Source organism: Pseudomonas danubii, assembly GCF_042980055.1.
Classification (GTDB): domain Bacteria; phylum Pseudomonadota; class Gammaproteobacteria; order Pseudomonadales; family Pseudomonadaceae; genus Aquipseudomonas; species Aquipseudomonas danubii.
This window is the reverse complement of the sequence record NZ_CP116502.1, coordinates 597,663-619,174: the sequence shown is the minus strand read 5'-3', so window position 1 is coordinate 619,174 and position 21,512 is coordinate 597,663. Positions and strand designations below refer to the sequence as shown.

Here is a 21,512-nt window from a genome sequence, read left to right as displayed (position 1 = left end):
AGACTGCGCCCTCGCCACGGTCAATTGCCGCGGATCAGAACGAGTGCGCCTGCTGGCGGCGTTTCCATTGGCTGAGGCGCTGTTGCAGGTTCAGCGGGCTGTCAATCTGCTGCTGGCGGGCACGGTTGAACAGGATCAGTGCCAGCTCTGCCGTGGCCAGGGCGTCGGCTGCTGCGTGGTGACGCTCGGCCACTTGCAGCTTGAACACGTTGATCCAGTCATCCAGGCCGGCCTCACGGAAAGCGGCCTGGGGACAGAGCATGGGCGCCATGTCCGCCACGTCGAGGAAACTGTGCTGCAGGCGATAGCCCAGGCTGTCCTTGAGTGCCCGACCGAGCATGTGCTGGTCGAAGGGGGCATGAAACGCCAGGAGCGGGCTGTCACCGACGAACTCCATGAAGTCCAGCAGGGCCTCCACTGGATCGCAGCCGGCGGCTATGGCGCTGGGCCCCAGGCCATGGATCAGCACGCTGGGGCTGAGCTTGTGGCCTTCACGCTGCAGGGTGCGTTCGAACTGCTGGCTGAAGTCGATGGCGCCGTCCTCGATCACCACCGCGCCGATGGACAGCACCTGATCGCGGTTGAGGTTGAGGCCGGTGGTTTCCAGGTCCACCACCACCCAGCGTTGCTCTCGCAGGCCGCACTCACCCAGTTCGGTGAACGCGGGCAGGCGGTCGCGGCGTTGTTGCTGTTGGGCCGTCAGGACGCTGGCGGCGGGACGGAACCAGGCAAACAGGCTCATGACTGATAGCTCATAACTGGTAGCGCAGGGCCAGGCTGCTTTGCAGGCGCTGGGCCTGGCGCAGGGACTCGCGCAGGATGCGTCGGTCCAGGTGATTGAGGCTGTCGGGGTCGACCCGATTGGAGTAGGGCTGGTTTTCCCGGGTCTGGCGTTGATGTTGCTGCATGCGGGTCTGCTGGATGAAGTGGTAGGCCTCTTCATAAGCGGCGCCGTCCAGGGGCTCGATGACCTGCTTGGACACCAGCTGGCGCAGACGCTCCAGGGTGTTGATGGCGCCAATGCCGTTGGCCAGGGCCAGCAGCCGGGCGCCATCGACGAAGGGGGTGAGGCCCTGGACCTTGAGGTCGAGGGTGGCTTTTTCGCCGTTCTTTTTGGCCAGGACGAATTCGCGGAAGCGGCCCACGGGCGGGCGCTGGCGCAAGGCGTTTTCCGCCATCATGCGCTGGAACAGACGGTTGTCGCCCACTTGGTCGAGGATTCCCCGGCGCAGTTGTTCGGCGCCTTGTTCATCGCCCCAGACCACCCGCAGATCGAAATAGATGCTCGAACCCAGCAGGTTTTCCGGCGTTGCCTCGCGGATGAAGGCGGCAAAGCGTCGGGCCCATTCGGCTCGGGACAGGCACAGCTCGGGGTTGCCGGCCATGATGTTGCCCTTGCACAGGGTAAAGCCGCACAGCGCCAGGCTCTGGTTGATCTGCTGGGCGATGGGCAGCAGCTTGCCGCGGATCTCGGCGGCGTGGGCCGCGTCCCGGGCCTCGAACAGGATGCCGTTGTCCTGGTCGGTGTGCAGGGTCTGTTCGCGCCGGCCTTCGCTGCCGAAGCACAGCCAGCTGAAGGGCACGCCGGGGTCGCCCTTGTCCGCCAGGGTCAACTCGATCACTCGGCATACGGTGTGATCGTTGAGCAGGGTGATGATGTGGGTGATCTGGGTCGACGACGCACCGTGGGCCAGCATGCGCTCCACCAATTGGCCGATCTCGCCTCGCAGTGCCACCAGGTGTTCCACCCGGGGAGCATTGCGGATGGTTCGCGCCAGGTGCACCAGATCGACCCGTTGCAGGGAAAACAGGTCGCGCTCGGAGACCACGCCGCACAGGCGCTGGTCTTTCACCAGGCAGACGTGGGCGATATGGCGCTCGGTCATGGCGATGGCGGCGTCGAAGGCACTGTGGTCCGGGCTGAGGAAGAAAGGGGCCTGGGTCATGTGCTGTTCGATGGGCTGGTTGAGGTCCTGGGTGCGGTCGGCGACGACCTGGCGCAGGTCCCTCAGGGTGAAGATCCCCAGGGGCGCCTTGTGCTCGTCCACCACCACGATGCTGCCCACCTGTTGCTCGTGCATCAGCGCCACGGCCTCACGCAGCGGCATCTGTGGGGCGCAGGCGACCGGATGACGCATGGCTAGTTCGCCCAGGCGGGTGTTCAGCGAGTATTGGGTGCCAAGGGTTTCCACGGCCTTTTGCTTGACCTGCTGATTGACCTGATCCAGCAGGCTGCTGACCCCGCGCAAGGCGAAATCGCGGAACTCGTCGGACAAGGCGAAGAGTTTGATGAAGGCGCTCTTGTTCAATTGCAGGCAGAAGGTGTCTTCGGCGGCCCGGTGTTCGGTGCGGGTGGCGCGTTCGCCCAGCAGTGCAGCCAGGGGAAAACATTCGCCAGTGGTGATCTCGAAGGTGGTTTCGGTGCTGCCCTTGGCGGCGTGGGTGCGTTCGCCCACCACGCGCCCCTGCTTGACGATATAGAAGTGCTCAACCGGGCCGTCGGCGGGCTTGATGATGCTGTCGCCGGGCCCGTAGAAACGCAGCTGGCATTGTTCTACCAGATAGGCCAGGTGGAGGTTTTCCATCTGGTTGAAGGGGGGGAACCGCTGCAGGAACTGCACGGTCCCCTGGATGTTCTGCAACACCGCGGTCTTCCCTGCCTGGGTGAAGGCGTCCGCTTTACTCATAACGATTACCGCAGTCTTTTTGGATTTGTTGTGGTCGGATCACGGCAATGGTCGGACTCCCAGCGCGAGGTGCCCATTGGACGTAAGTCTAGGTAGCGGCCGGAGCCCGGACATTTGGCTTTGAGCGGCGTTTAATCAATGCAAAAAAGCTCTGATCAAGGCTCTTGGCAATTTTTCCGACGAAGTGCACATTGGAGGTCTGCTTAGCGATGTCTGACCAATGTGCTAGGGGATTGATCTGTTCATGTAGAGAAATGTATGCCCGACCACGATATTTTGAGTGACGCCGAGCGCGAGGCGCTGAGTGCAGTCATGCTGGAGCCGGATCTGCCGGCCCAGCGGGTGTTGATCGCCGATGACGACAAGGATGCACGGGAACTGCTGGCGGAAATTCTTGGCCTGGATGGTATCCGTTGCATCACGGCTGCCAGCGGCAAGGCCGCTCTTGAATTACTCGAATCGAACAAGTCCATCGGCCTGCTGATCACCGATCTGCGCATGGCGCCCTGCAGTGGTCTTGACCTGATTCGCCAGGTGCGGGAATCGGAACGGGCGGCGCTGCCGATCATCATCATTTCCGGTGACGCCGATGTGCGCGACGCCATCGCTGCCATGCACTTGAGCGTGGTGGACTTCCTGCTCAAACCCATCGACACCGGCAAGTTGCTGGCCCTGGTCAAACACGAACTGGGTGTCATTCACTGAGCTGCAATCTGCAATCTGCAATCTGCAATCTGCAATCTGCAAGCGCCGAGCCAGGGCGACACACTAAAAAGCCCCGGCGGACCGGGGCTTTTTGTCTGTTGCCAGGCGTGCTTACAGGCCGTTCTTGGCCTTGAACTCGCGACGACGACGGTGCAATACCGGCTCGGTGTAGCCGTTAGGCTGCTTGGTGCCTTCGATCACCAGCTCCAGGGCGGCCTGGAAGGCGATGTTGCTATCGAAGTCCGGGGCCAGCGGGCGGTACAGCGGGTCACTGGCGTTCTGCCGGTCGACCACCGGGGCCATGCGCTTGAGGCTTTCCAGCACCTGCGCCTGGGTGACCACACCGTGGCGCAGCCAGTTGGCGATGTGCTGGCTGGAGATGCGCAGGGTGGCGCGGTCTTCCATCAGGCCAACGTCGTTGATGTCCGGCACTTTCGAGCAACCCACGCCCTGGTCGATCCAGCGCACCACGTAACCGAGAATGCCCTGGGCGTTGTTGTCCAGTTCGTTCTTGATCTGCTCGGCCGACCAGTTGGTGTCGCTGGCCAGAGGGATGGTCAGGATGTCGTCCACCGATGCGCGGGCACGCTTGGCCAGTTCGGCCTGACGGGCGAACACGTCGACCTTGTGGTAGTGCAGCACGTGCAGGGCGGCGGCGGTCGGCGACGGCACCCAGGCGGTGTTGGCACCGGCCAGCGGGTGGGCGATCTTCTGTTCGAGCATGGCGGCCATCAGGTCCGGCATGGCCCACATGCCCTTGCCGATCTGCGCACGGCCTTGCAGGCCGGTGGACAGGCCGATATCGACGTTCCAGTTCTCGTAGGCGCCGATCCATTTCTCGGCCTTCATGTCGGCCTTGCGCACCATGGCGCCGGCTTCCATGGAGGTGTGGATCTCGTCGCCGGTGCGGTCGAGGAAGCCGGTGTTGATGAACACCACGCGCTCGCTGGCCGCCTTGATGCAGGCCTTGAGGTTGACCGTGGTGCGGCGCTCCTCGTCCATGATCCCGACTTTCAGGGTGTTGCGCGGCAGGTTCAGTACGTCTTCGATGCGGCCGAACAGTTCGTTGGTGAACGCGGCTTCTTCAGGGCCGTGCATCTTCGGCTTGACGATGTACACCGAGCCGGTACGGCTGTTCTTGCGCGAGGTGTTGCCGTTGAGGTTGTGGATCGCCGCGAGGCTGGTGACCAGGCCGTCGAGGATGCCTTCCGGCACTTCGTTGCCATGCTTGTCGAGGATCGCGTCGATGGTCATCAGGTGGCCGACGTTACGCACGAACAGCAGCGAACGGCCGTGCAGCTTCACCGGCTCACCGTTGACGCCGGTGTACTCGCGGTCGGCATTCATGGTGCGGGTAAAGGACTTGCCGCCCTTGGAAACCTCTTCCGCCAGGTCGCCCTTCATCAGGCCGAGCCAGTTGCGGTAGATCACCACCTTGTCGTCGGCATCAACCGCGGCAACCGAGTCTTCGCAGTCCATGATGGTGGTCAGGGCCGCTTCCATCAGCAGGTCCTTGACCCCGGCGGCGTCGGTCTGGCCGACCGGGCTGGTGGCATCGATCTGGATCTCGAAGTGCAGGCCGTTGTGCTTGAGCAGGATCGCGGTAGGAGCTGCGGCGTCGCCCTGGTAGCCGATCAGTTGGGCATCGTTGCGCAGGCCGCTGTTGCTGCCGCCCTTGAGACCCACCACCAGCTTGCCGCCGACGATCTTGTAGCTCACGGAGTCCACGTGGGAGCCGGCGGTCAGTGGCGCCGATTCATCGAGGAAGGCGCGGGCGAAGGCGATGACCTTGTCGCCGCGAACCTTGTTGTAGCCTTTGCCTTTTTCCGCGCCATCGGCTTCGCTGATGGCGTCGGTGCCGTACAGGGCGTCGTATAGCGAACCCCAGCGGGCATTGGAAGCGTTGAGGGCGAAGCGCGCGTTCATCACCGGCACTACCAGCTGCGGGCCGGCCATGTGGGCGATTTCTTCATCGACGTTCTGGGTGCTGGCCTGGAAGTCTGCCGCTTCTGGCAGCAGGTAGCCGATGTCTTGCAGGAAGGCTTTGTAGGCCACGGCATCGTGTGCCTGGCCGGCACGGGACTGGTGCCAGGCATCGATCCGTGCCTGGAAATCATCGCGTTTGGCGAGTAGGGCTTTGTTCTTCGGCGCCAGGTCGTGGATGACCTTGTCGGCACCGGCCCAGAATGCGTCGGCGGTGAGGCCGGTACCGGGAATGGCTTCGTTGTTCACGAAGTCGAACAGGACTCTGGCGACCTGCAGGCCACCGACTTGAACGTGTTCAGTCATTGCTTGCCTCACTCTGCTCAGCTATTTCGCTTTTCAGCTCTTCAAATTAACAATGAAGCCGGCGGCCATTTAAAGCACAACCCTGTTCACCAGTACATGCCATTGCTGGCGGCTGGGTGCTTCCAATCAACGGCGGAGCCTTGCTGATGGGCGGTTGCGAGGGTTGCGATCAGGCCTTGGCAGACATCGTTCCAACGTTATGTAGTGCGCGCTGCGGCATACTACATGATGAATTGCGCTTGTGAAAATTAGACTAAATACGTCGTTCCGCGACTTAAGAATGCAGTGCGGTCACGCTGGGGAACGTGATGTTCTCAAAAAAGCTGGTGGATTGTTCCATATAAATACAAAAAGTTGTACACGATTTATGTTTTGCCCTGCGCGTCCTCGTAGGAGCCGGATTGCCGGCGAATGGGCCTTCGGGGGTTGCGTCGGCCTTGCGGGCACTTTCGCTGGCAAGCCAGCGCCTACACAAGCTGCTGCGATATGGGTTGGAAGGCGCGGGGAATGAGGCTGCCTATAATTGCTCTTTCATCAAGCAAAGAGGGCTGCGCCATGGACCATCTCGTTCTCACGGTTTTCGCCCCGGACAAGGCCGGACAGGTCGAGCGTATTGCCCAGTGCATCGCCGAGCACGGCGGCAACTGGCTGGAAAGCCGTCTGTCGCGCATGGCGGGGCAGTTTGCCGGCATCTTGCGGGTCGGGGTCCCGGCCGAGGCCTACGATGAGCTGGTGGATGCCTTGCAGGGGCTCTCCGCCCAGGGCATCCGGGTATTGATCGCCGAAAGCGGCATCGAGCAGTCCTGCACCTGGAAACCCATCGCCATGGAGCTGGTGGGCAATGATCGTCCGGGAATCGTCCGGGATATCACCCGCTTGCTGGCGGAGCAGGGGGTCAACCTTGAACGGCTGGTGACCGAGGTGCGCCCAGCGCCCATGAGCAGCGAGCCGTTGTTTCATGCCGAGGCGATTCTGGCGGTGCCCCTGACGTTGTCCCTGGAGGTATTGCAGTCGCGCCTGGAAACCCTGGCCGACGATCTGATGGTGGAGTTGGTGCTGCGCAGCGAGGTCTGAACACCGTCCCGCAGGTTATCCCAGTAATCCGTGCATGCGCCTGTGGATAACCTGTAGAGACCCGTCGCCAGCCCAGTACCGCCGCGGCTTAGCGCGCTCTGATCAAAAAACCAGCAGTTTCAAGGGCTTGTGCACAAACGGCGGGGATCAGGTTGTGGATAACCTTGGGAAGAATCGCTGCAGGCCACGAATGGACTGGCCTGCAGGGCGTTGTACGTTTATTGATCAGCGGCGGCCGCGCAGGCTGAGCCAGGCATCGACGCTGTACACCGCAAGGCCGGCCCAGATGAACATGAACGCCAGCAAGGTGCTGGAGGACAGGTGTTCGCCAAACAGCAGCACCGCTTGCAGCAGCACCAGGGTTGGCGCCAGGTACTGAAGGAAGCCCAGGGTGGTGTAGGGCAAGTGCCGAGCCGCGGCGTTGAAGCACACCAGCGGGATCAGCGTGACCGGGCCGGCGGCTACCAGCCACCAGGCTTCGGAGCTGGTCCAGAAGTCGGCATGGGCACTGCTGGCTTCGGGGTGCAGGAGCAGCCAGGCCATGGCGATGGGCACCAGCATCCAGGTTTCCACCACCAGCCCGGGCAAGGCCTTGACCGGGGCCTGTTTACGGATCAGGCCATAGAAGCCGAAGCTCAGTGCCAGTATCAGTGAGACCCAGGGCAAACTGCCTACTTGCCACACTTGCTGGGCCACGCCCACCGCCGCCAGGATCACCGCCAGCCACTGCATGCGCCGCAGGCGTTCGCCAAGAATCAGCATGCCCAGCAGCACATTGATCAGGGGATTGATGTAGTAGCCCAGGCTGGCCTCAAGCATGCGCCCATTGTTCACGGCCCAGACATAGGTCAGCCAGTTGCCGGCGATCAGGGTGCCGCTCAGGGCCAAGATGGCCAGGCGCCTGGGGTTTTCCCGCAGCTCGCGCCACCAGCCGGGATGTTTCCACACCATCAGCAACACAGCGCCGAACAGCGCCGACCAGAGTACCCGGTGGACGATGATTTCCACGGCCGGAACGCTGGCGATGGCTTTGAAGTAGATCGGAAACAGACCCCAGATGATGTAGGCGGTCAGGCCCAGGATGTACCCGCGACGCGGGTTGGCGGCTTGCATGCAGAGTCCTTGCTTAGGCAGCTAACGAAGACGGGATTGTAAGGACAATTGTCAGGACATGTCCTGACTTTTGCGCCACCCGTTCTGTGGGGGAGGGCTGGTGGGCAATGGCGAACTTACGGGCCTCTTCGCTGGCGAGCCAGCTCCTACGGTTGGCGTTGTATCGAGGCGGATTCTTGTAGGAGCCGGCTTGCCGGCGAAGACGACCTCATGGGCCTCTTCGCTGGCAAGCCAGCTCCTGCAGGCAGGGTCAGAACAGTTTGAGAGGTTCTTCGTTGAGGGCCGCCAGCTGTTCGCGCAGGGCCAGGACCTGATCCCCCCAGTAACGTTCGCTGCCGAACCAGGGGAAGCTGTGGGGAAAGGCCGGATCGTCCCAGCGTCGTGCCAGCCAGGCGCTGTAGTGCATCAGGCGCAGGGCTCGCAGCGGTTCGATCAGGGCCAGTTCCCGCGGGTCGAAATCATGGAACTCGCTGTAGCCGTCCATCAGTTCGGAGAGCTGGCTGAGGCACTCCTGGCGATCGCCGGCCAGCATCATCCACAGGTCCTGCACCGCTGGGCCCATGCGGCAGTCGTCCAGGTCGACGATATGGAACATCTCGTCGCGGCACATCATGTTGCCGGGGTGGCAATCGCCGTGCATGCGGATGTTCTGGTGCGGGGTGGCCTGGTAGACCTCTTCCACCCGCTTGAGCAGGTCCCGGGCCACGGACTCGTAGGCCGGCAGCAGGCTCTTGGGAATGAAGTTGCCTTGCAGCAGGGTCGCCAGTGAGTCATGACCGAAGTTCTTCACGCCCAGGGCTTCGCGGTGCTCGAAGGGGCGGGTGGCGCCCACGGCGTGCAGGCGACCGAGCAATTGCCCGAGGCGATAGAGTTGATCCAGGTTGCCCGGTTCGGGCGCGCGCCCGCCACGCCGCGGAAACAGGGCGAAGCGAAAGCCCGCATGCTCGAACAGGCTGGCACCGTCGTGGATGATCGGTGCGACCACCGGCACATCGCACTCGGCGAGTTCGAAGGTGAAGCGGTGTTCTTCCAGGATCGCTTCGTTGGTCCAGCGCTGGGGGCGGTAGAACTTGGCGATCAGCGGTTCGCCTTCGTCGATGCCGACTTGATAGACGCGATTTTCGTAGCTGTTGAGCGCCAGCACGCGGGCGTCGCTGAGAAAACCGATGCTTTCAACGGCGTCGAGAACCAGGTCGGGGGTCAGTGTTTCAAACGGGTGCGACATGCTTACTCCTGCGCGCAGCAGGCTGCCGCGTCCGGCCAAGCATGGTAACGCAGACGGGGAGCCAGCGGGGGAGGGTTTGCTGGTGGTTCGGCTGGGCGCCAGGTTGGCCGGCGAGCCGGCTTCTACGGACGTAGGAGCCGGTTTGGCGCGGGGCGGGTTCAGGCGCCGATGATGCCGCCGTCTTCCCGGGTGATAGCCATCACCGAGGAGCGCGGCTTGCCGTTGGGCAGGTGCTCGGGGAAGGTCGAACCACCGGTTTCTCCCGGGTGCTGGATGCCGACGAACAGGGTCTTCTGGTCCGGGGCGAAGGCGATCCCGGTGACTTCGCAGCCCACCGGTCCGACCATGAAACGGCGGATTTCACCGCTGTCCGGGTCGGCGCAGAGCATCTGGTTATTGCCCATGCCGGCAAAATCGCCGCTGTTGCTGTAGTCGCCGTCGGTGAGGATCCACAGGCGTCCGGCCTGGTCGAAACCCAGGCCGTCGGGGCTGTTGAACATGTTCTCTGGGGTGATGTTGGAGGAGCCGCCCTTGGGCTGGCCGGCATGCACAGCGGGGTTGCCGGCTACCACGAACAGGTCCCAGGAAAAACTCATCGCGCCATGATCGTCGCCGCCGGTGCGCCAGCGCAGGATCTGTCCGTAGACATTCTTCTCCCGCGGGTTGGGGCCACCTGCTGGCTGGCCGTCTTCGCCACGCTTGGCGTTGTTGGTCAGGGTGCAATAGACCTGGCCGTCCTTGGGGCTGACCACAATCCATTCCGGGCGGTCCATGCGCGTGGCCTGGACCACACTGGCCGCCAGGCGTGCCTGGATCAGTACCTGGGCCTGGTCGGCAAAGCCGCTGCTGGCGTCGATGCCGTTCTTGCCGTGAGTCAACTCGATCCACTGGCCCTGGCCCTTGGGACGGTCCGGGTTGCCGTCGCCGGCATCGAAGCGCGCCACGTACAAGGTGCCGTGGTCCAGCAGGTCGCGGTTGGCCTTGGGGTTGCGGTGGTTGATCTTGTCGCGGCTGATGAACTTGTAGATGAATTCCCCGCGCTCATCGTCCCCCATGTAGACCACGGCGCGGCCGTCACGTGTTTGCGCCAGGGCCGCGTTTTCATGCTTGAAGCGGCCCAGGGCGGTGCGTTTGACCGGGGTCGATTGCGGGTCGAAGGGATCGATTTCCACCACCCAGCCGTGACGGTTGAGCTCGTTGGGGTTCTTGGCCAGGTCGAAACGCGGGTCGTGGGGGTGCCAGTTGATGTCCTTGCTGGTCACCACCGCGCCGTAGCGTTTCTGCGCGGCGTCGAACTTCTGCTCGGGGTTGCTGCTGCCGAAGCAGTCGGTGAAGTTCTCTTCGCAGGTCAGGTAGGTGCCCCAGGGGGTCTTGCCGTTGGCGCAGTTCTGGAAGGTGCCGAGGACTTTCCTGCCCTTGGGGTCGGCAGCGGTCTTGAGCAGGTCGTGACCGGCGGCAGGGCCGCTGAGGCGGATTGGCGTGTTGCCGTGGATGCGCCGGTTGTAGCGTGAACCCTGGACGAACTGCCACTGGCCGTTCTTGCGCTGCACTTCGATGACCGACACCCCTTCGCTGGCCTGGGCCTTGCGCACGTCCTCGGCCGATTGCGGTTGGCCGCCGTGGGAATAGAGGTAGCGGTAGTTGGTGTATTCGTTGTTGATCGCCATCAGCGCCCGGTGCTTGTCGTCCGGGAAGGCGAACAGGCTCATGCCGTCGTTGTTGTCGCCAAACTGCACTTCCTGGGCCTGGGCGGTGCCATTGCCGCTGGGGTCGAAGGCCGGCCCGTTCTTGGTCAGCGGCTGGCCCCAACTGATCAGTACCGAGGATTTGTAGCCCGCCGGCAGGGTGATGTTGTCGCTGGTGGCGGCCGCAATGCCGGCAAAACCCAGCAGCTGGCTGTTGCCGGCGCTGACACTGGTGGCCAGGGCGCTGCGGCCGAGCAGTCCGCCACCGAGAAACAGGGCGGCGCCGCACAGGGCACCGGCACCGATGAAACCCCGGCGGCTGAGGCCGACCATCTGTTCCAGGTCGGTGGGTTGGTCTTCTTCTAACAGGCTCATATCAGGCTCCCTGCGGGTTTTTGCAGCCACCTTAATGAGCGCCTATGACGAATATGTTGCAGCCTGAAGTCGTCGCACTCCGGTTACAGCGGGGTGCCGAGCAGGACATGGGAGGCAGAGAACTGCACCTGGACCGGTTTGCCTTCGGTCATTTCCAGCGTCTTGAGCCGGTGCGGCTCGGCCAGGGCGCAGAGGGTCTGGCCGTTGGGCAGGGTGATGCGCACCTCGCAGGGGCCGTCTTCGGCGTCGAGAATCTGCTCGACGGTCCCGCTCAGGCAATTGTGTCCAGTTGTTACTTGGGCGTCGGCAGGGTGCAGGTCCAGCCAGCCGGCCTTGATCAAGGCCACCACTTCAGTGCCGGTTTCCAGTTCCAGGCGCTGGGTGCTGTCGTGGGTGATCTGCGCCTTGAGGAGCAGGCCTTCGGGCAGCTCCAGGCTGATCAGGTCATTGCAGCCTAGAGGTGCGATCTCGCGGATCTTGCCGTGCAGCTGGTTGCGGGCACTGGTGCGCAGCATCAGGCGCCCCAGCAGATCGAGATCGCTGGCATCTTCTGCGGCTTCCAGCACTTGGGCCTGCAGTGCTTGCAGGCGTTGGTAAAGGCGCAACACGCGTTCGCCCTCGGCGGAGAGTTTGGCCCCGCCGCCGCCCTTGCCGCCGACGTTGCGCTCTACCAGCGGACGCTGAGCCAGGTTGTTGAGCTCATCGATGGCATCCCAGGCGGCCTTGTAGCTCAGGCCGGCGCTTTTGGCCGCGCGGGTGATGGAGCCCTGTTCGGCAATGTGTTGCAGCAGGGCGATGCGTTGTGGGCGGCGGGCGATGTGCTGGGTCAACAGAGTGGGCAAGGACATGGCAGGGACGCTTTGGGCACTGAAGATGGACAGGGAGTTTGCGGTTTGAGCGATGAGAGTCAAGTCAGCCGGGGGTGTTGGGTCTTGCGGTTCGGGCCAGGCAATAGACATCCACTTGACGGGCACCGGCATTGATCAGCAACCGGGCCAGGGCCTGGGCAGTGGCACCTGTGGTGAGGACGTCGTCCACCAGGGCCAGGTGGCGGCCGGCCACAGGCGCGTCGGCGGCGAGGGCGAAGGCCTGGTGCAGGTTGCGCTGACGGGCACGGGCCCCCAGGCCTTGTTGTGCCGGGGTGTCCTGGGTGCGCAGCAGCAGAAGGGGCTCCACCGCCAGTTGCAGTTGTTCTCCCAGCCACTGGGCCAGCATGCCGGCCTGGTTGAAGCCTCGCTGGCGCAGGCGTCGCCGGGACAGCGGCACCGGCAGCAGGCAGTCTGGCCGGGGCAGGCCTTCATCGTAGCGATAGTGAAGGAATTGGCTGAGAAGTTCGGCCATCAGTTGGCCAAAAGGCCACTTTTCATAGTGTTTGAAACGGCTGATCAGGCTGTCCACCGGAAAATCGTAACGCCAGGGGGCGATGACCCGTCGAAACGCGGGGAGACGTTTCAGGCACTGGCCACAGGTCAGGCTGGCGGCGGGCAGGGGCAGGGCGCAGACCGAGCATTGGGCGCCGAGCCAGGGCAGTTCGTCCTGACATGAACTGCACAGGGCCAGGGCTGAATCGCTGGGCTCATCGCAAAGCAAACAGATTTGTTTGTTTTTTGACCAGATGTAAACTGGCCCTTTGTATTCAGGTTGACAGTGCATGGCTCTTCCTTAAATATGCCGAACATCCGTGTTGCGGCTGTGGACTTTCCCTGTCCCGCACCGCCTGCCAAGCATAATCAAGGAATCGCCCATGAGCGCCAGCACCACCGCTACCCTGCGTCATGACTGGACTTTGGCTGAAGTCAAAGCCCTGTTCGTCCAGCCATTCAATGACTTGCTGTTCCAGGCGCAGACGGTGCACCGCGCGCATTTCGATGCCAATCGGGTCCAGGTTTCGACCCTGCTGTCGATCAAGACCGGCGCCTGCCCGGAAGATTGCAAATATTGTCCGCAGTCCGGCCACTACAACACCGGCCTGGAAAAGGAAAAGCTCCTGGAAGTGCAGAAGGTGCTGGAGGAGGCCGCTCGGGCCAAGGCCATCGGCTCTACGCGTTTCTGCATGGGCGCCGCCTGGAAGCACCCTTCGGCCAAGGACATGCCCTATGTGCTGGAGATGGTCAAAGGCGTGAAGGCCATGGGCCTGGAAACCTGCATGACCCTGGGCCGTCTCGATCAGGACCAGACCGAGGCCCTGGCCAAGGCCGGCCTGGACTACTACAACCACAACCTGGATACCTCGCCGGAGTTCTACGGCAGCATCATCACCACCCGCACCTACAGCGAGCGCCTGCAAACCCTGGCCTACGTGCGTGACGCCGGGATGAAGATCTGTTCCGGCGGCATCCTCGGCATGGGCGAGTCCCTGGACGACCGCGCCGGCCTGCTGATCCAGCTGGCCAACCTGCCGGAGCACCCGGAGTCGGTGCCGATCAACATGCTGGTGAAGGTGGCCGGTACGCCGCTGGAAAACGCTGAGGATGTGGACCCGTTCGACTTTATCCGCATGCTCGCCGTGGCACGGATCCTCATGCCGCAATCCCACGTGCGCCTGTCCGCCGGCCGCGAAGCGATGAACGAGCAGATGCAGGCCCTGGCCTTCTTCGCCGGTGCCAATTCGATTTTCTACGGCGACAAGCTGCTGACCACCGCCAACCCGCAGGCCGACAAGGACATGCAGTTGTTCGCGCGCCTGGGCATCCAGCCCGAAGCCCGGGAAGAGCACGCCGACGAAGTGCATCAGGCGGCCATCGAGCAGGCCCTGGTGGAGCAGAAGAGCAGCGAGCAGTTCTACAACGCTGCCGTCTGACCTCCTGTGGTAGGAGCCGGCTGCCGGCGAATCCCGTGAACGGCGCAAGTGCGACGGGTTTCGCGTCGTCTGTTTCGCTGGCAAGCCAGCTCCTGCGGGTAATGTGTCTGTGAGCCAATATCGAGGCCAGCATGTCTTTTGATCTCGCAGCACGGCTTGCAGCCCGTCGTGCTGAACATCTTTATCGCCAGCGTCCGCTGCTGGAAAGCCCTCAGGGGCCGCAAGTGGTGGTGGACGGCCAGCCATTGCTGGCTTTCTGCAACAACGACTACCTGGGCCTGGCCAATCACCCGCAGGTGATCGAAGCCTGGCGCGCTGGTGCCAGCCGCTGGGGCGTGGGCGGCGGCGCTTCCCATCTGGTGATCGGTCACAGCGCTCCCCATCACGCTTTGGAAGAAGCCCTGGCCGAGTTCACGGGGCGCCCGCGGGCGTTGCTGTTTACCACGGGCTACATGGCCAATCTCGGGGCGGTCACGGCGTTGCTCGGGCAGGGCGACACGGTGCTGGAAGACCGTCTCAACCATGCTTCCCTGCTGGATGCCGGCCTGCTCTCTGGTGCGCGCTTCAATCGCTATCTGCACAACGATGCAGGGAGCCTGGCCAAACGCCTGGAGAAGGCCACCGGCAATACATTGGTGGTCACTGATGGGGTGTTCAGCATGGACGGCGATGTCGCCGACCTGCCGGCCCTGGCCCGGGAAACCAAGGCCCGTGGTGCCTGGCTGATGGTGGACGATGCCCATGGCTTTGGTCCGCTGGGGGCCAACGGTGCCGGGCTGGTGGAACACTTCGGCCTGGGGCTGGATGAAGTGCCGGTGCTGGTGGGCACCCTGGGCAAGGCCTTCGGTACCGCTGGGGCCTTTGTCGCCGGTAGCGAGGAGCTGATCGAAACACTGATCCAGTTCGCCCGGCCTTATATCTACACCACCAGCCAGCCACCGGCGCTGGCCTGCGCCACGCGCAAGAGCCTGGAGTTGCTACGCAGCGAGCACTGGCGGCGCGAGCACCTGGCGAAGCTGATTCGTCAGTTCCGGCTGGGGGCCGAGCAGATTGGCTTGGAGCTGATGGACAGCTTTACCCCGATCCAGCCAATCATGGTGGGCGACAGTGCCCGGGCCATGGAGTTGTCACGGATGCTCCGTTCGCGGGGGATCATGGTCACCGCCATCCGTCCGCCGACCGTGCCGGCCGGCAGTGCGCGGCTGCGGGTGACGTTGTCCGCCGCCCACAGCGAGGCGCAGGTCCAGCTATTGTTAAGCGCGTTGGCGGATTGTTTCAGTGAACTGCAAACGAGGCCTAGCCATGCGTGATCGACTGATCCTGTTGCCGGGCTGGGGGCTGGGGGTGTCGCCCCTGGAACCTTTGGCTGCCGCTTTGCAGGGGCTGGATGAACACTTGCGGGTGGAGATCGAACCCCTGCCGGAGCTGACGTCCAGCGATCTGCAGGCATGGCTGGACGAGCTCGACGATGCGCTGCCGGATGACGCCTGGCTGGGGGGCTGGTCCCTGGGCGGCATGCTCGCCGCGGAGTTGGCGGCCCGACGCGGCGAGCGCTGCTGCGGTTTGTTGACCCTGGCCAGCAATCCCAGCTTCGTTGCTCACGAGCAATGGTCCAGTGCCATGGCCGCTGAGACCTTTGACGGCTTCCTGGCCGGCTGCGCCGCTGATCCGCGTACCACCCTCAAGCGCTTTTCCCTGCTGTGTGCCCAGGGCGCTGCCGATCCCCGCGGCTTGTCGCGGATGCTGCTGGGCGGGGCGCCGACCACGCCGGGTGCGGTGCTGATGGCGGGTCTGGAGTTGTTGGCGCAGTTGGATACGCGCGAAGCCTTGCTGGCTTTTCGCGGCCCGCAGTTGCACCTGTTCGCCGGGCTGGATGCCCTGGTGCCGGCCGAGGCGGCCGCCGAGTTGCTGGTATTGCTGCCGGATATAGAAGTTGGCCTGATCGAGCAGGCCAGCCACGGTTTTCTTCTGGAGGACCCCCACGGAGTGGCGGGGGCGATCCAGGCTTTTTTGCATGAGTCCGGCGATGACTGATTTGTCTGTTCCTGTCTTACCCGCAGGCCTGCCTGACAAGCGTCAGGTGGCGGCTTCGTTTTCCCGCGCCGCAGCCAGTTACGACAGCGTTGCCGAGTTGCAGCGCACGGTCGGCCAGCAATTGCTGAGCCGTTTGCCTGAAGGCTGGACGCCTGCGCGCTGGCTGGACCTGGGCTGTGGTACGGGGCATTTCAGTCGAGTGCTGGGGACACGCTTCGCCGGCAGTCAGGGGCTGGCCCTGGATATTGCCGAGGGCATGCTCAAGCACGCGCGGCCCCTGGGTGGCGCCGAGCACTTTTTCGCTGGAGATGCTGAGCGCCTGCCGTTGCAGGGCAGCAGCTGCGAGCTGATTTTCTCCAGCCTGGCGGTGCAGTGGTGTGCCGACTTTGCTGCCGTGCTCAGTGAAGCCAAGCGGGTGCTCAAGCCGGGCGGTGTGCTGGCTTTTGCCAGTCTGTGCGTCGGCACTTTGCAGGAGCTGCGTGAGAGCTGGGGGCGGGTCGATGGGCAGGTTCACGTCAATCGCTTTCGTGAGTTCGCACGCTATCGCCACTTGTGCGATGCCAGTGGTTTGCACGTACGTAGTCTGGAGAGCGTTCCCCATGTCCTGCATTACCCGGATGTGCGTAGTCTGACCCATGAGTTGAAAGCCTTGGGTGCACACAATCTGAATCCCGGTCGTCCCGGCGGCCTCACCGGACGCGCGCGTATCGCCGGGTTGATCGAGGCTTACGAGGGGTTTCGTCAGCCCCAGGGGCTGCCGGCGACCTATCAGGTGGTGTATGCCGTGTTGGAGAAACCGCTATGAGTGCTGCCTATTTCATTACTGGCACCGACACCGATGTGGGTAAAACCACCATTGCCGCGGGGCTGTTGCATGCGGCGCGGCTGGCCGGGCTGAGTACTGCGGCAGGCAAACCTGTGGCTTCCGGGTGCGAGTTGAGCGCCAAGGGCCTGCGCAATGCCGATGCTCTGGCATTGCTGGCGCAGTCGTCGTTGCCGTTGAGCTATGAAGAGGTCAATCCGGTCGCCTTCGAGCCGCCCATCGCACCGCACCTGGCGGCACGAGAGGCCGGGGTGGCATTGACGGTGCAGTCATTGCTGACGCCCATGCGCCACATTCTGGCCAAGGGGGCGGATTTCACCCTGATCGAAGGTGCGGGTGGCTGGCGAGTGCCCCTGGCGGATCAGGACAACCTGTCGGATCTGGCCATGGCGCTGGGCTTACCGGTGATTCTGGTGGTGGGCGTGCGACTGGGCTGCATCAATCATGCGTTGTTGACTGCCGAGGCCATTGCTCAGGACGGTCTGCAACTGGCGGGCTGGGTAGCCAATATCATCGATCCCAAGACCTCTCGTCTGGAAGAAAACCTCGCGACTTTGGCGGAGCGCCTGCCTGCGCCGTGCCTGGGCCGAGTGCCGCGACTCAAGTCAGCCAGTGCCGAGGCAGTGGCCGAACATCTGCAGCTGGATCTGCTGGACTAGATTTTGCCTATGGCAAGGCATATTGCCATTAGTGTTTTTGACGGGTGTTTTTTTGACAGGTCTGCTTCAATAACACCCGTCATTCATTTTCAAGGTCGAGTTCTCTTATGGAAATTTCCGGGAACAGCGCTTTCTACGCCGGACTGAACGCGATTCAGACTGGGCAGAATCGTGTCGATCAAGGTTCCAGCCAGATCGCCAGCAGCGCCGTTGAACGCTCTGCCGACAGCCAGGCGTCGGCGGATTCGGTCAATCGCCTACGGGGCGTGGACCGCAGCCAGAGTTCGGACCTGGCCAGCAGTATGGTCGAGATGTCCATGGGCAAGGTCCAGGTGGAACTGGGCGTCAAAGTTGCCAAAGCCTCTGATGAGGTACTCGGTACCCTGATCGATACCTACGCTTGATCACTCTGCGCTAAAGCCCGCTTCTCTCACGCGAGGCGGGCGTTTGCTCATGCCTTTCTCTTCTGTGGTTCCTCTTCTTCATTTCTTTGTGTAACTGATCGTCGGCGAGCCGGCTTCTACACTTCACGGCAGCGCTGTGGGTATTTGCCTGCGCGTGCATTTTGTTTCGATGACGAAAGGCATGGGAGCGGCGCTTGACAAGATTTGGGCCTAAACGTATGTTTCAAACACCTGTTTGACCGCTATAAAAAATCAACGCGGTTGTTCATTCCCGGTTACATCAGCAGAGGTTTATCGCTATGCCTGACTACAAGGCCCCCTTGCGTGATATTCGCTTCGTTCGTGACGAACTGCTCGGCTATGAGGCGCACTATCAGAGCCTCCCGGCTTGCCAGGACGCCACTCCGGACATGGTTGACGCCATTCTCGAGGAAGGTGCGAAGTTTTGTGAGCAGGTACTGGCGCCGCTGAACCGTGTGGGCGACCAGGAAGGTTGCACCTGGAGTGAATCCGGCGTTAAGACCCCGACTGGCTTCAAAGAGGCCTACAAGCAATTCGTTGAAGGCGGCTGGCCAAGCCTGGCTCACGACGTCGCGCACGGTGGCCAGGGCCTGCCTGAATCCCTGGGCCTGGCAGTCAGCGAAATGGTCGGCGAAGCCAACTGGTCGTGGGGCATGTACCCAGGCCTGTCTCACGGCGCGATGAATACGATTTCCGAGCACGGTACTCCTGAGCAGCAAGAGGCTTACCTGACCAAGCTGGTGTCCGGCGAGTGGACCGGCACCATGTGCCTGACCGAGCCGCATTGCGGCACCGACCTGGGCATGCTGCGCACCAAGGCCGAACCTCAGGCTGATGGTTCCTACAAAGTCACCGGTACCAAGATCTTCATCTCCGCCGGTGAACACGACATGGCCGACAACATCGTCCATATCGTTCTGGCCCGTCTGCCGGACGCACCGGCCGGCACCAAAGGCATTTCGCTGTTCATCGTGCCCAAGTTCCTGCCTAACGCTGACGGCAGTGTCGGCCAGCGCAACGCGGTCAGCTGCGGTTCGCTGGAACACAAGATGGGCATCCACGGTAACGCCACCTGCGTGATGAACTTCGACGCGGCCACCGGTTTCCTCATCGGCCCGGCGAACAAAGGCCTGAACTGCATGTTCACCTTTATGAACACCGCGCGTCTGGGCACCGCTCTGCAGGGCCTGGCCCACGCCGAGATCGGCTTCCAGGGTGGCCTGAAATACGCTCGCGACCGTCTGCAAATGCGCTCCCTGACTGGCCCGAAAGCGCCGGACAAGGCCGCGGACCCGATCATCGTGCACCCTGACGTACGTCGCATGCTGCTGACCATGAAAGCCTTCGCCGAAGGTAACCGGGCGATGGTGTACTTCACCGCCAAGCAGGTCGACATCGTCAAATACGGTGTAGACGAAGAAGAGAAGAAGAAAGCCGATGCACTGCTGGCTTTCATGACTCCGATCGCCAAGGCGTTCATGACCGAAGTCGGCTTCGAGTCCGCCAACCACGGTGTGCAGATCTACGGTGGCCACGGTTTTATCGCCGAGTGGGGCATGGAGCAGAACGTTCGCGACAGCCGTATCTCGATGTTGTACGAAGGCACCACTGGCATCCAGGCTCTGGACCTGCTGGGCCGCAAAGTGCTCATGACTCAGGGCGAGGCCCTCAAGGGTTTCACCAAGATCGTCCACAAGTTCTGCCAGAACAACGAAGGCAACGAAGCCGTTAAGGAATTCGTCGCTCCGCTGGCGGCACTGAACAAGGAATGGGGCGAGCTGACCATGAAAGTGGGCATGGCCGCGATGAAAGACCGTGAAGAAGTGGGCGCTGCTTCGGTGGACTACCTGATGTATTCCGGTTATGCCTGCCTGGCCTACTTCTGGGCCGACATGGCCCGTCTGGCGGCTGAAAAGCTGGCAGCCGGCACTACCGAAGAGGCTTTCTACACGGCCAAGTTGCAGACTGCGCGCTTCTACTTCCAGCGCATCCTGCCGCGTACCCGCACTCACGTTGCAACCATGCTGTCGGGCGCCAACAACCTGATGGACATGAAGGAAGAGGACTTCGGCCTGGCCTACTAAGCCTTACCGGACCTTTCAGAAAGCCGTTCGCCCTCCGGGTCGAGCGGCTTTTTTGTGCCTGCAGAATCTTCATGAAAATTCCCGACTAAATCGCTAAGCAGAAGCGATTTCCTGCCGTTAAAGAGATGGCAATGTGATGTCTGTCACACCGCGTGTGCTTAACTTCAATAAATGAAGGCACAATGCCATCTATTGATCAGCCGGGTCGGAGTTTTACCCTTGCCGCGTTCTTCCGCTGTACGTTTCAGTCATTTCCTACCGTCTTTGCTGCTTTTGCTTGCGGGGCTGGCGGCCGCTTACGTCAAGGACCTCAACGTCTTCTTCACTTCGCTGTTCAATGTGCTACCAACGCTGGTGCTGTTGCTTGGCGGAGCCTATTGCGCTGTGTACCGGCGCCAGCGTGAACTGTTTTTGATGGTCACGGTGTACATCGCCTACTTTCTGCTGGATACCCAAACCGATTTCTACCGGGATAACGGCAGGGTCCGCGAAGATGCCGCGGTGGTATTCCACCTTTGCTGCCTTTTGCTCCCCTTGTTGTTTGGCCTGTTCGCAGCCTGGCAGGAGCGTACCCACCTGTTTCAGGACATGGTCGCGCGTTTTGCCGTGTTATTGGCGTTTGGCAGCGTCGCTCTGGGCCTGGAACAGAGTTACCCACAAGCGTTGCTGAACTGGCTGGCAGAGATCCGTTGGCCGGCTTTGCATGGCAGTTGGATGAGCCTTATCCAGTTGTCGTATCCGGTATTCTTCGCGGCATTCCTGCTACTGGCGGTCCAGTACTGGCGCAGTCCGCGACCGCTGCACGCAGCGCAGTTGGTGGGCTTGCTGGGTTTGTTCTGGATGCTGCCCAAGACGTTCATCCTGCCATTCACCCTGAACATCATGTGCAGTCAGGTCATGTTGATGATTGCCGCGGCGGTGGCCCATGAGGCTTACCAGATGGCGTTCCGTGACGAGTTGACCGGCTTGCCGGGGCGTCGGGCGCTCAATGAGCGCATGCAGCGTCTGGGTCGCAATTATGTGCTGGCCATGACTGACGTCGATCACTTCAAGAAATTCAACGACACCCACGGTCACGATGTCGGGGATCAGGTGCTGCGCCTGGTGGCCAGCAAGCTGTCAAAGGTCACTGGTGGTGGGCGCGCCTATCGTTACGGTGGGGAAGAGTTTGCCGTGGTATTTGCCGGCAAGACCCTGGACGAGTGCATGCCGCACCTGGAGATGATTCGCGAGATCATCGCTACCTACAACATTCAGTTGCGCAACCAGGACAACCGCCCCCAGGACGACCAGCAAGGCCGCCAACGCCGTGGCGTTGCAGCGGCATCCAGTGTTTCGGTGACCATCAGCATCGGTGTCGCCGAGCGACTGATGGAGCACCGGACTCCCGAAGAAGTGCTCAAGTCCGCCGACCAGGCGCTCTACAGTGCCAAGGGCGCGGGGCGTAACTGTGTCATGGCCTTCGGGCAGAATCGCCGTGGCGCAGTGCGCATGGATACGGCTGCGGGTTGAGTGATGATGGCGCATTCAGCGA

General features: G+C 62.4%; 18 protein-coding genes. 10 read left to right on the top strand and 8 right to left on the bottom strand.

Annotated features, from left to right (window positions below; all coding sequences use genetic code 11):
- Positions 1-34 precede the first annotated feature (34 nt).
- Entirely contained in the window at positions 35-742 is a 708-nt protein-coding gene (locus tag PFZ56_RS02950; RefSeq protein WP_170002877.1) for a PolC-type DNA polymerase III, read from the bottom strand.
- A 10-nt stretch (positions 743-752) separates the two neighbouring features.
- The gene (locus tag PFZ56_RS02945; protein WP_222933739.1) at positions 753-2,687 is read right to left on the bottom strand and encodes a putative nucleotidyltransferase substrate binding domain-containing protein; all 1,935 of its coding nucleotides are present in this window, start codon (positions 2,685-2,687) and stop codon (positions 753-755) included.
- A gap of 258 nt (positions 2,688-2,945) precedes the next feature.
- Between PFZ56_RS02945 and PFZ56_RS02940 the strand changes: the two genes are divergently transcribed.
- Entirely contained in the window at positions 2,946-3,392 is a 447-nt protein-coding gene (locus tag PFZ56_RS02940; protein WP_102861963.1) for a response regulator, read from the top strand.
- 111 nt (positions 3,393-3,503) lie between these two features.
- On the opposite strand, the gene PFZ56_RS02935 is transcribed toward PFZ56_RS02940, so the two are convergent.
- Positions 3,504-5,681 (bottom strand): malate synthase G, encoded by a 2,178-nt coding sequence (locus PFZ56_RS02935; protein WP_170002875.1) that lies wholly within the window; start codon positions 5,679-5,681, stop codon positions 3,504-3,506.
- 555 nt (positions 5,682-6,236) lie between these two features.
- Between PFZ56_RS02935 and PFZ56_RS02930 the strand changes: the two genes are divergently transcribed.
- On the top strand, positions 6,237-6,755 hold the full coding sequence (locus tag PFZ56_RS02930) for a glycine cleavage system protein R (RefSeq protein ID WP_016964741.1): 519 nt from the start codon (positions 6,237-6,239) through the stop codon (positions 6,753-6,755).
- 225 nt (positions 6,756-6,980) lie between these two features.
- Here PFZ56_RS02930 and rarD read toward each other — a convergent pair whose 3' ends face one another.
- The 5 genes from rarD to PFZ56_RS02905 form a co-directional block, all read right to left on the bottom strand.
- Entirely contained in the window at positions 6,981-7,868 is an 888-nt protein-coding gene (gene rarD, locus PFZ56_RS02925; protein WP_102881065.1) for an EamA family transporter RarD, read from the bottom strand.
- Between the two features lie 250 nt (positions 7,869-8,118).
- Positions 8,119-9,093, bottom strand: a complete 975-nt coding sequence (locus tag PFZ56_RS02920; RefSeq protein WP_102861960.1) for a serine/threonine protein kinase — start codon at positions 9,091-9,093, stop codon at positions 8,119-8,121.
- A 158-nt stretch (positions 9,094-9,251) separates the two neighbouring features.
- The gene (locus PFZ56_RS02915) at positions 9,252-11,153 is read right to left on the bottom strand and encodes a PhoX family phosphatase (RefSeq protein WP_170002873.1); all 1,902 of its coding nucleotides are present in this window, start codon (positions 11,151-11,153) and stop codon (positions 9,252-9,254) included.
- Between the two features lie 83 nt (positions 11,154-11,236).
- On the bottom strand, positions 11,237-12,001 hold the full coding sequence (locus tag PFZ56_RS02910) for a TOBE domain-containing protein (protein WP_102861958.1): 765 nt from the start codon (positions 11,999-12,001) through the stop codon (positions 11,237-11,239).
- A gap of 64 nt (positions 12,002-12,065) precedes the next feature.
- A complete protein-coding gene (locus PFZ56_RS02905) occupies positions 12,066-12,806 on the bottom strand; it encodes a ComF family protein (RefSeq protein ID WP_170002871.1) in 741 nt (246 codons plus the stop codon).
- A 91-nt stretch (positions 12,807-12,897) separates the two neighbouring features.
- Between PFZ56_RS02905 and bioB the strand changes: the two genes are divergently transcribed.
- The 8 genes from bioB to PFZ56_RS02865 all read left to right on the top strand — a co-directional run bounded on the left by bioB (position 12,898) and on the right by PFZ56_RS02865 (position 21,490).
- A complete protein-coding gene (gene bioB, locus PFZ56_RS02900; RefSeq protein ID WP_102861956.1) occupies positions 12,898-13,953 on the top strand; it encodes a biotin synthase BioB in 1,056 nt (351 codons plus the stop codon).
- A gap of 131 nt (positions 13,954-14,084) precedes the next feature.
- Complete coding sequence (gene bioF / locus PFZ56_RS02895) at positions 14,085-15,263, top strand: 8-amino-7-oxononanoate synthase (protein ID WP_110594461.1); 1,179 nt, start codon at positions 14,085-14,087, stop codon at positions 15,261-15,263.
- On the top strand, positions 15,256-15,987 hold the full coding sequence (locus tag PFZ56_RS02890) for an alpha/beta fold hydrolase (protein WP_102881061.1): 732 nt from the start codon (positions 15,256-15,258) through the stop codon (positions 15,985-15,987). The genes bioF and PFZ56_RS02890 overlap by 8 nt, the downstream gene beginning before the upstream one ends.
- On the top strand, positions 15,980-16,792 hold the full coding sequence (gene bioC, locus PFZ56_RS02885) for a malonyl-ACP O-methyltransferase BioC (RefSeq protein WP_110594463.1): 813 nt from the start codon (positions 15,980-15,982) through the stop codon (positions 16,790-16,792). Before PFZ56_RS02890 ends, bioC begins: the two co-directional genes overlap by 8 nt.
- Entirely contained in the window at positions 16,789-17,469 is a 681-nt protein-coding gene (bioD, locus tag PFZ56_RS02880) for a dethiobiotin synthase (protein ID WP_102861952.1), read from the top strand. The genes bioC and bioD overlap by 4 nt, the downstream gene beginning before the upstream one ends.
- A 107-nt stretch (positions 17,470-17,576) precedes the next feature.
- A complete protein-coding gene (locus PFZ56_RS02875) occupies positions 17,577-17,873 on the top strand; it encodes a pyrroloquinoline quinone biosynthesis protein PqqE (RefSeq protein WP_102861951.1) in 297 nt (98 codons plus the stop codon).
- A 299-nt stretch (positions 17,874-18,172) separates the two neighbouring features.
- The gene (locus PFZ56_RS02870) at positions 18,173-19,978 is read left to right on the top strand and encodes a phenylacyl-CoA dehydrogenase (RefSeq protein WP_102861950.1); all 1,806 of its coding nucleotides are present in this window, start codon (positions 18,173-18,175) and stop codon (positions 19,976-19,978) included.
- 219 nt (positions 19,979-20,197) lie between these two features.
- Positions 20,198-21,490: a GGDEF domain-containing protein gene (locus tag PFZ56_RS02865; RefSeq protein ID WP_102881059.1), complete on the top strand. Its 1,293-nt coding sequence runs from the start codon at positions 20,198-20,200 to the stop codon at positions 21,488-21,490.
- Positions 21,491-21,512 lie beyond the last annotated feature (22 nt).

Coding starts and splice junctions, on each gene's coding strand:
- PFZ56_RS02950 (WP_170002877.1), bottom strand. CDS start 742: ATGAGCCTGTTTGCCTGGTTCCGTCCCGCCGCCAGCGTCCTGACGGCC.
- PFZ56_RS02945 (WP_222933739.1), bottom strand. CDS start 2,687: ATGAGTAAAGCGGACGCCTTCACCCAGGCAGGGAAGACCGCGGTGTTG.
- PFZ56_RS02940 (WP_102861963.1), top strand. CDS start 2,946: ATGCCCGACCACGATATTTTGAGTGACGCCGAGCGCGAGGCGCTGAGT.
- PFZ56_RS02935 (WP_170002875.1), bottom strand. CDS start 5,681: ATGACTGAACACGTTCAAGTCGGTGGCCTGCAGGTCGCCAGAGTCCTG.
- PFZ56_RS02930 (WP_016964741.1), top strand. CDS start 6,237: ATGGACCATCTCGTTCTCACGGTTTTCGCCCCGGACAAGGCCGGACAG.
- rarD (WP_102881065.1), bottom strand. CDS start 7,868: ATGCAAGCCGCCAACCCGCGTCGCGGGTACATCCTGGGCCTGACCGCC.
- PFZ56_RS02920 (WP_102861960.1), bottom strand. CDS start 9,093: ATGTCGCACCCGTTTGAAACACTGACCCCCGACCTGGTTCTCGACGCC.
- PFZ56_RS02915 (WP_170002873.1), bottom strand. CDS start 11,153: ATGAGCCTGTTAGAAGAAGACCAACCCACCGACCTGGAACAGATGGTC.
- PFZ56_RS02910 (WP_102861958.1), bottom strand. CDS start 12,001: ATGTCCTTGCCCACTCTGTTGACCCAGCACATCGCCCGCCGCCCACAA.
- PFZ56_RS02905 (WP_170002871.1), bottom strand. CDS start 12,806: ATGCACTGTCAACCTGAATACAAAGGGCCAGTTTACATCTGGTCAAAA.
- bioB (WP_102861956.1), top strand. CDS start 12,898: ATGAGCGCCAGCACCACCGCTACCCTGCGTCATGACTGGACTTTGGCT.
- bioF (WP_110594461.1), top strand. CDS start 14,085: ATGTCTTTTGATCTCGCAGCACGGCTTGCAGCCCGTCGTGCTGAACAT.
- PFZ56_RS02890 (WP_102881061.1), top strand. CDS start 15,256: ATGCGTGATCGACTGATCCTGTTGCCGGGCTGGGGGCTGGGGGTGTCG.
- bioC (WP_110594463.1), top strand. CDS start 15,980: ATGACTGATTTGTCTGTTCCTGTCTTACCCGCAGGCCTGCCTGACAAG.
- bioD (WP_102861952.1), top strand. CDS start 16,789: ATGAGTGCTGCCTATTTCATTACTGGCACCGACACCGATGTGGGTAAA.
- PFZ56_RS02875 (WP_102861951.1), top strand. CDS start 17,577: ATGGAAATTTCCGGGAACAGCGCTTTCTACGCCGGACTGAACGCGATT.
- PFZ56_RS02870 (WP_102861950.1), top strand. CDS start 18,173: ATGCCTGACTACAAGGCCCCCTTGCGTGATATTCGCTTCGTTCGTGAC.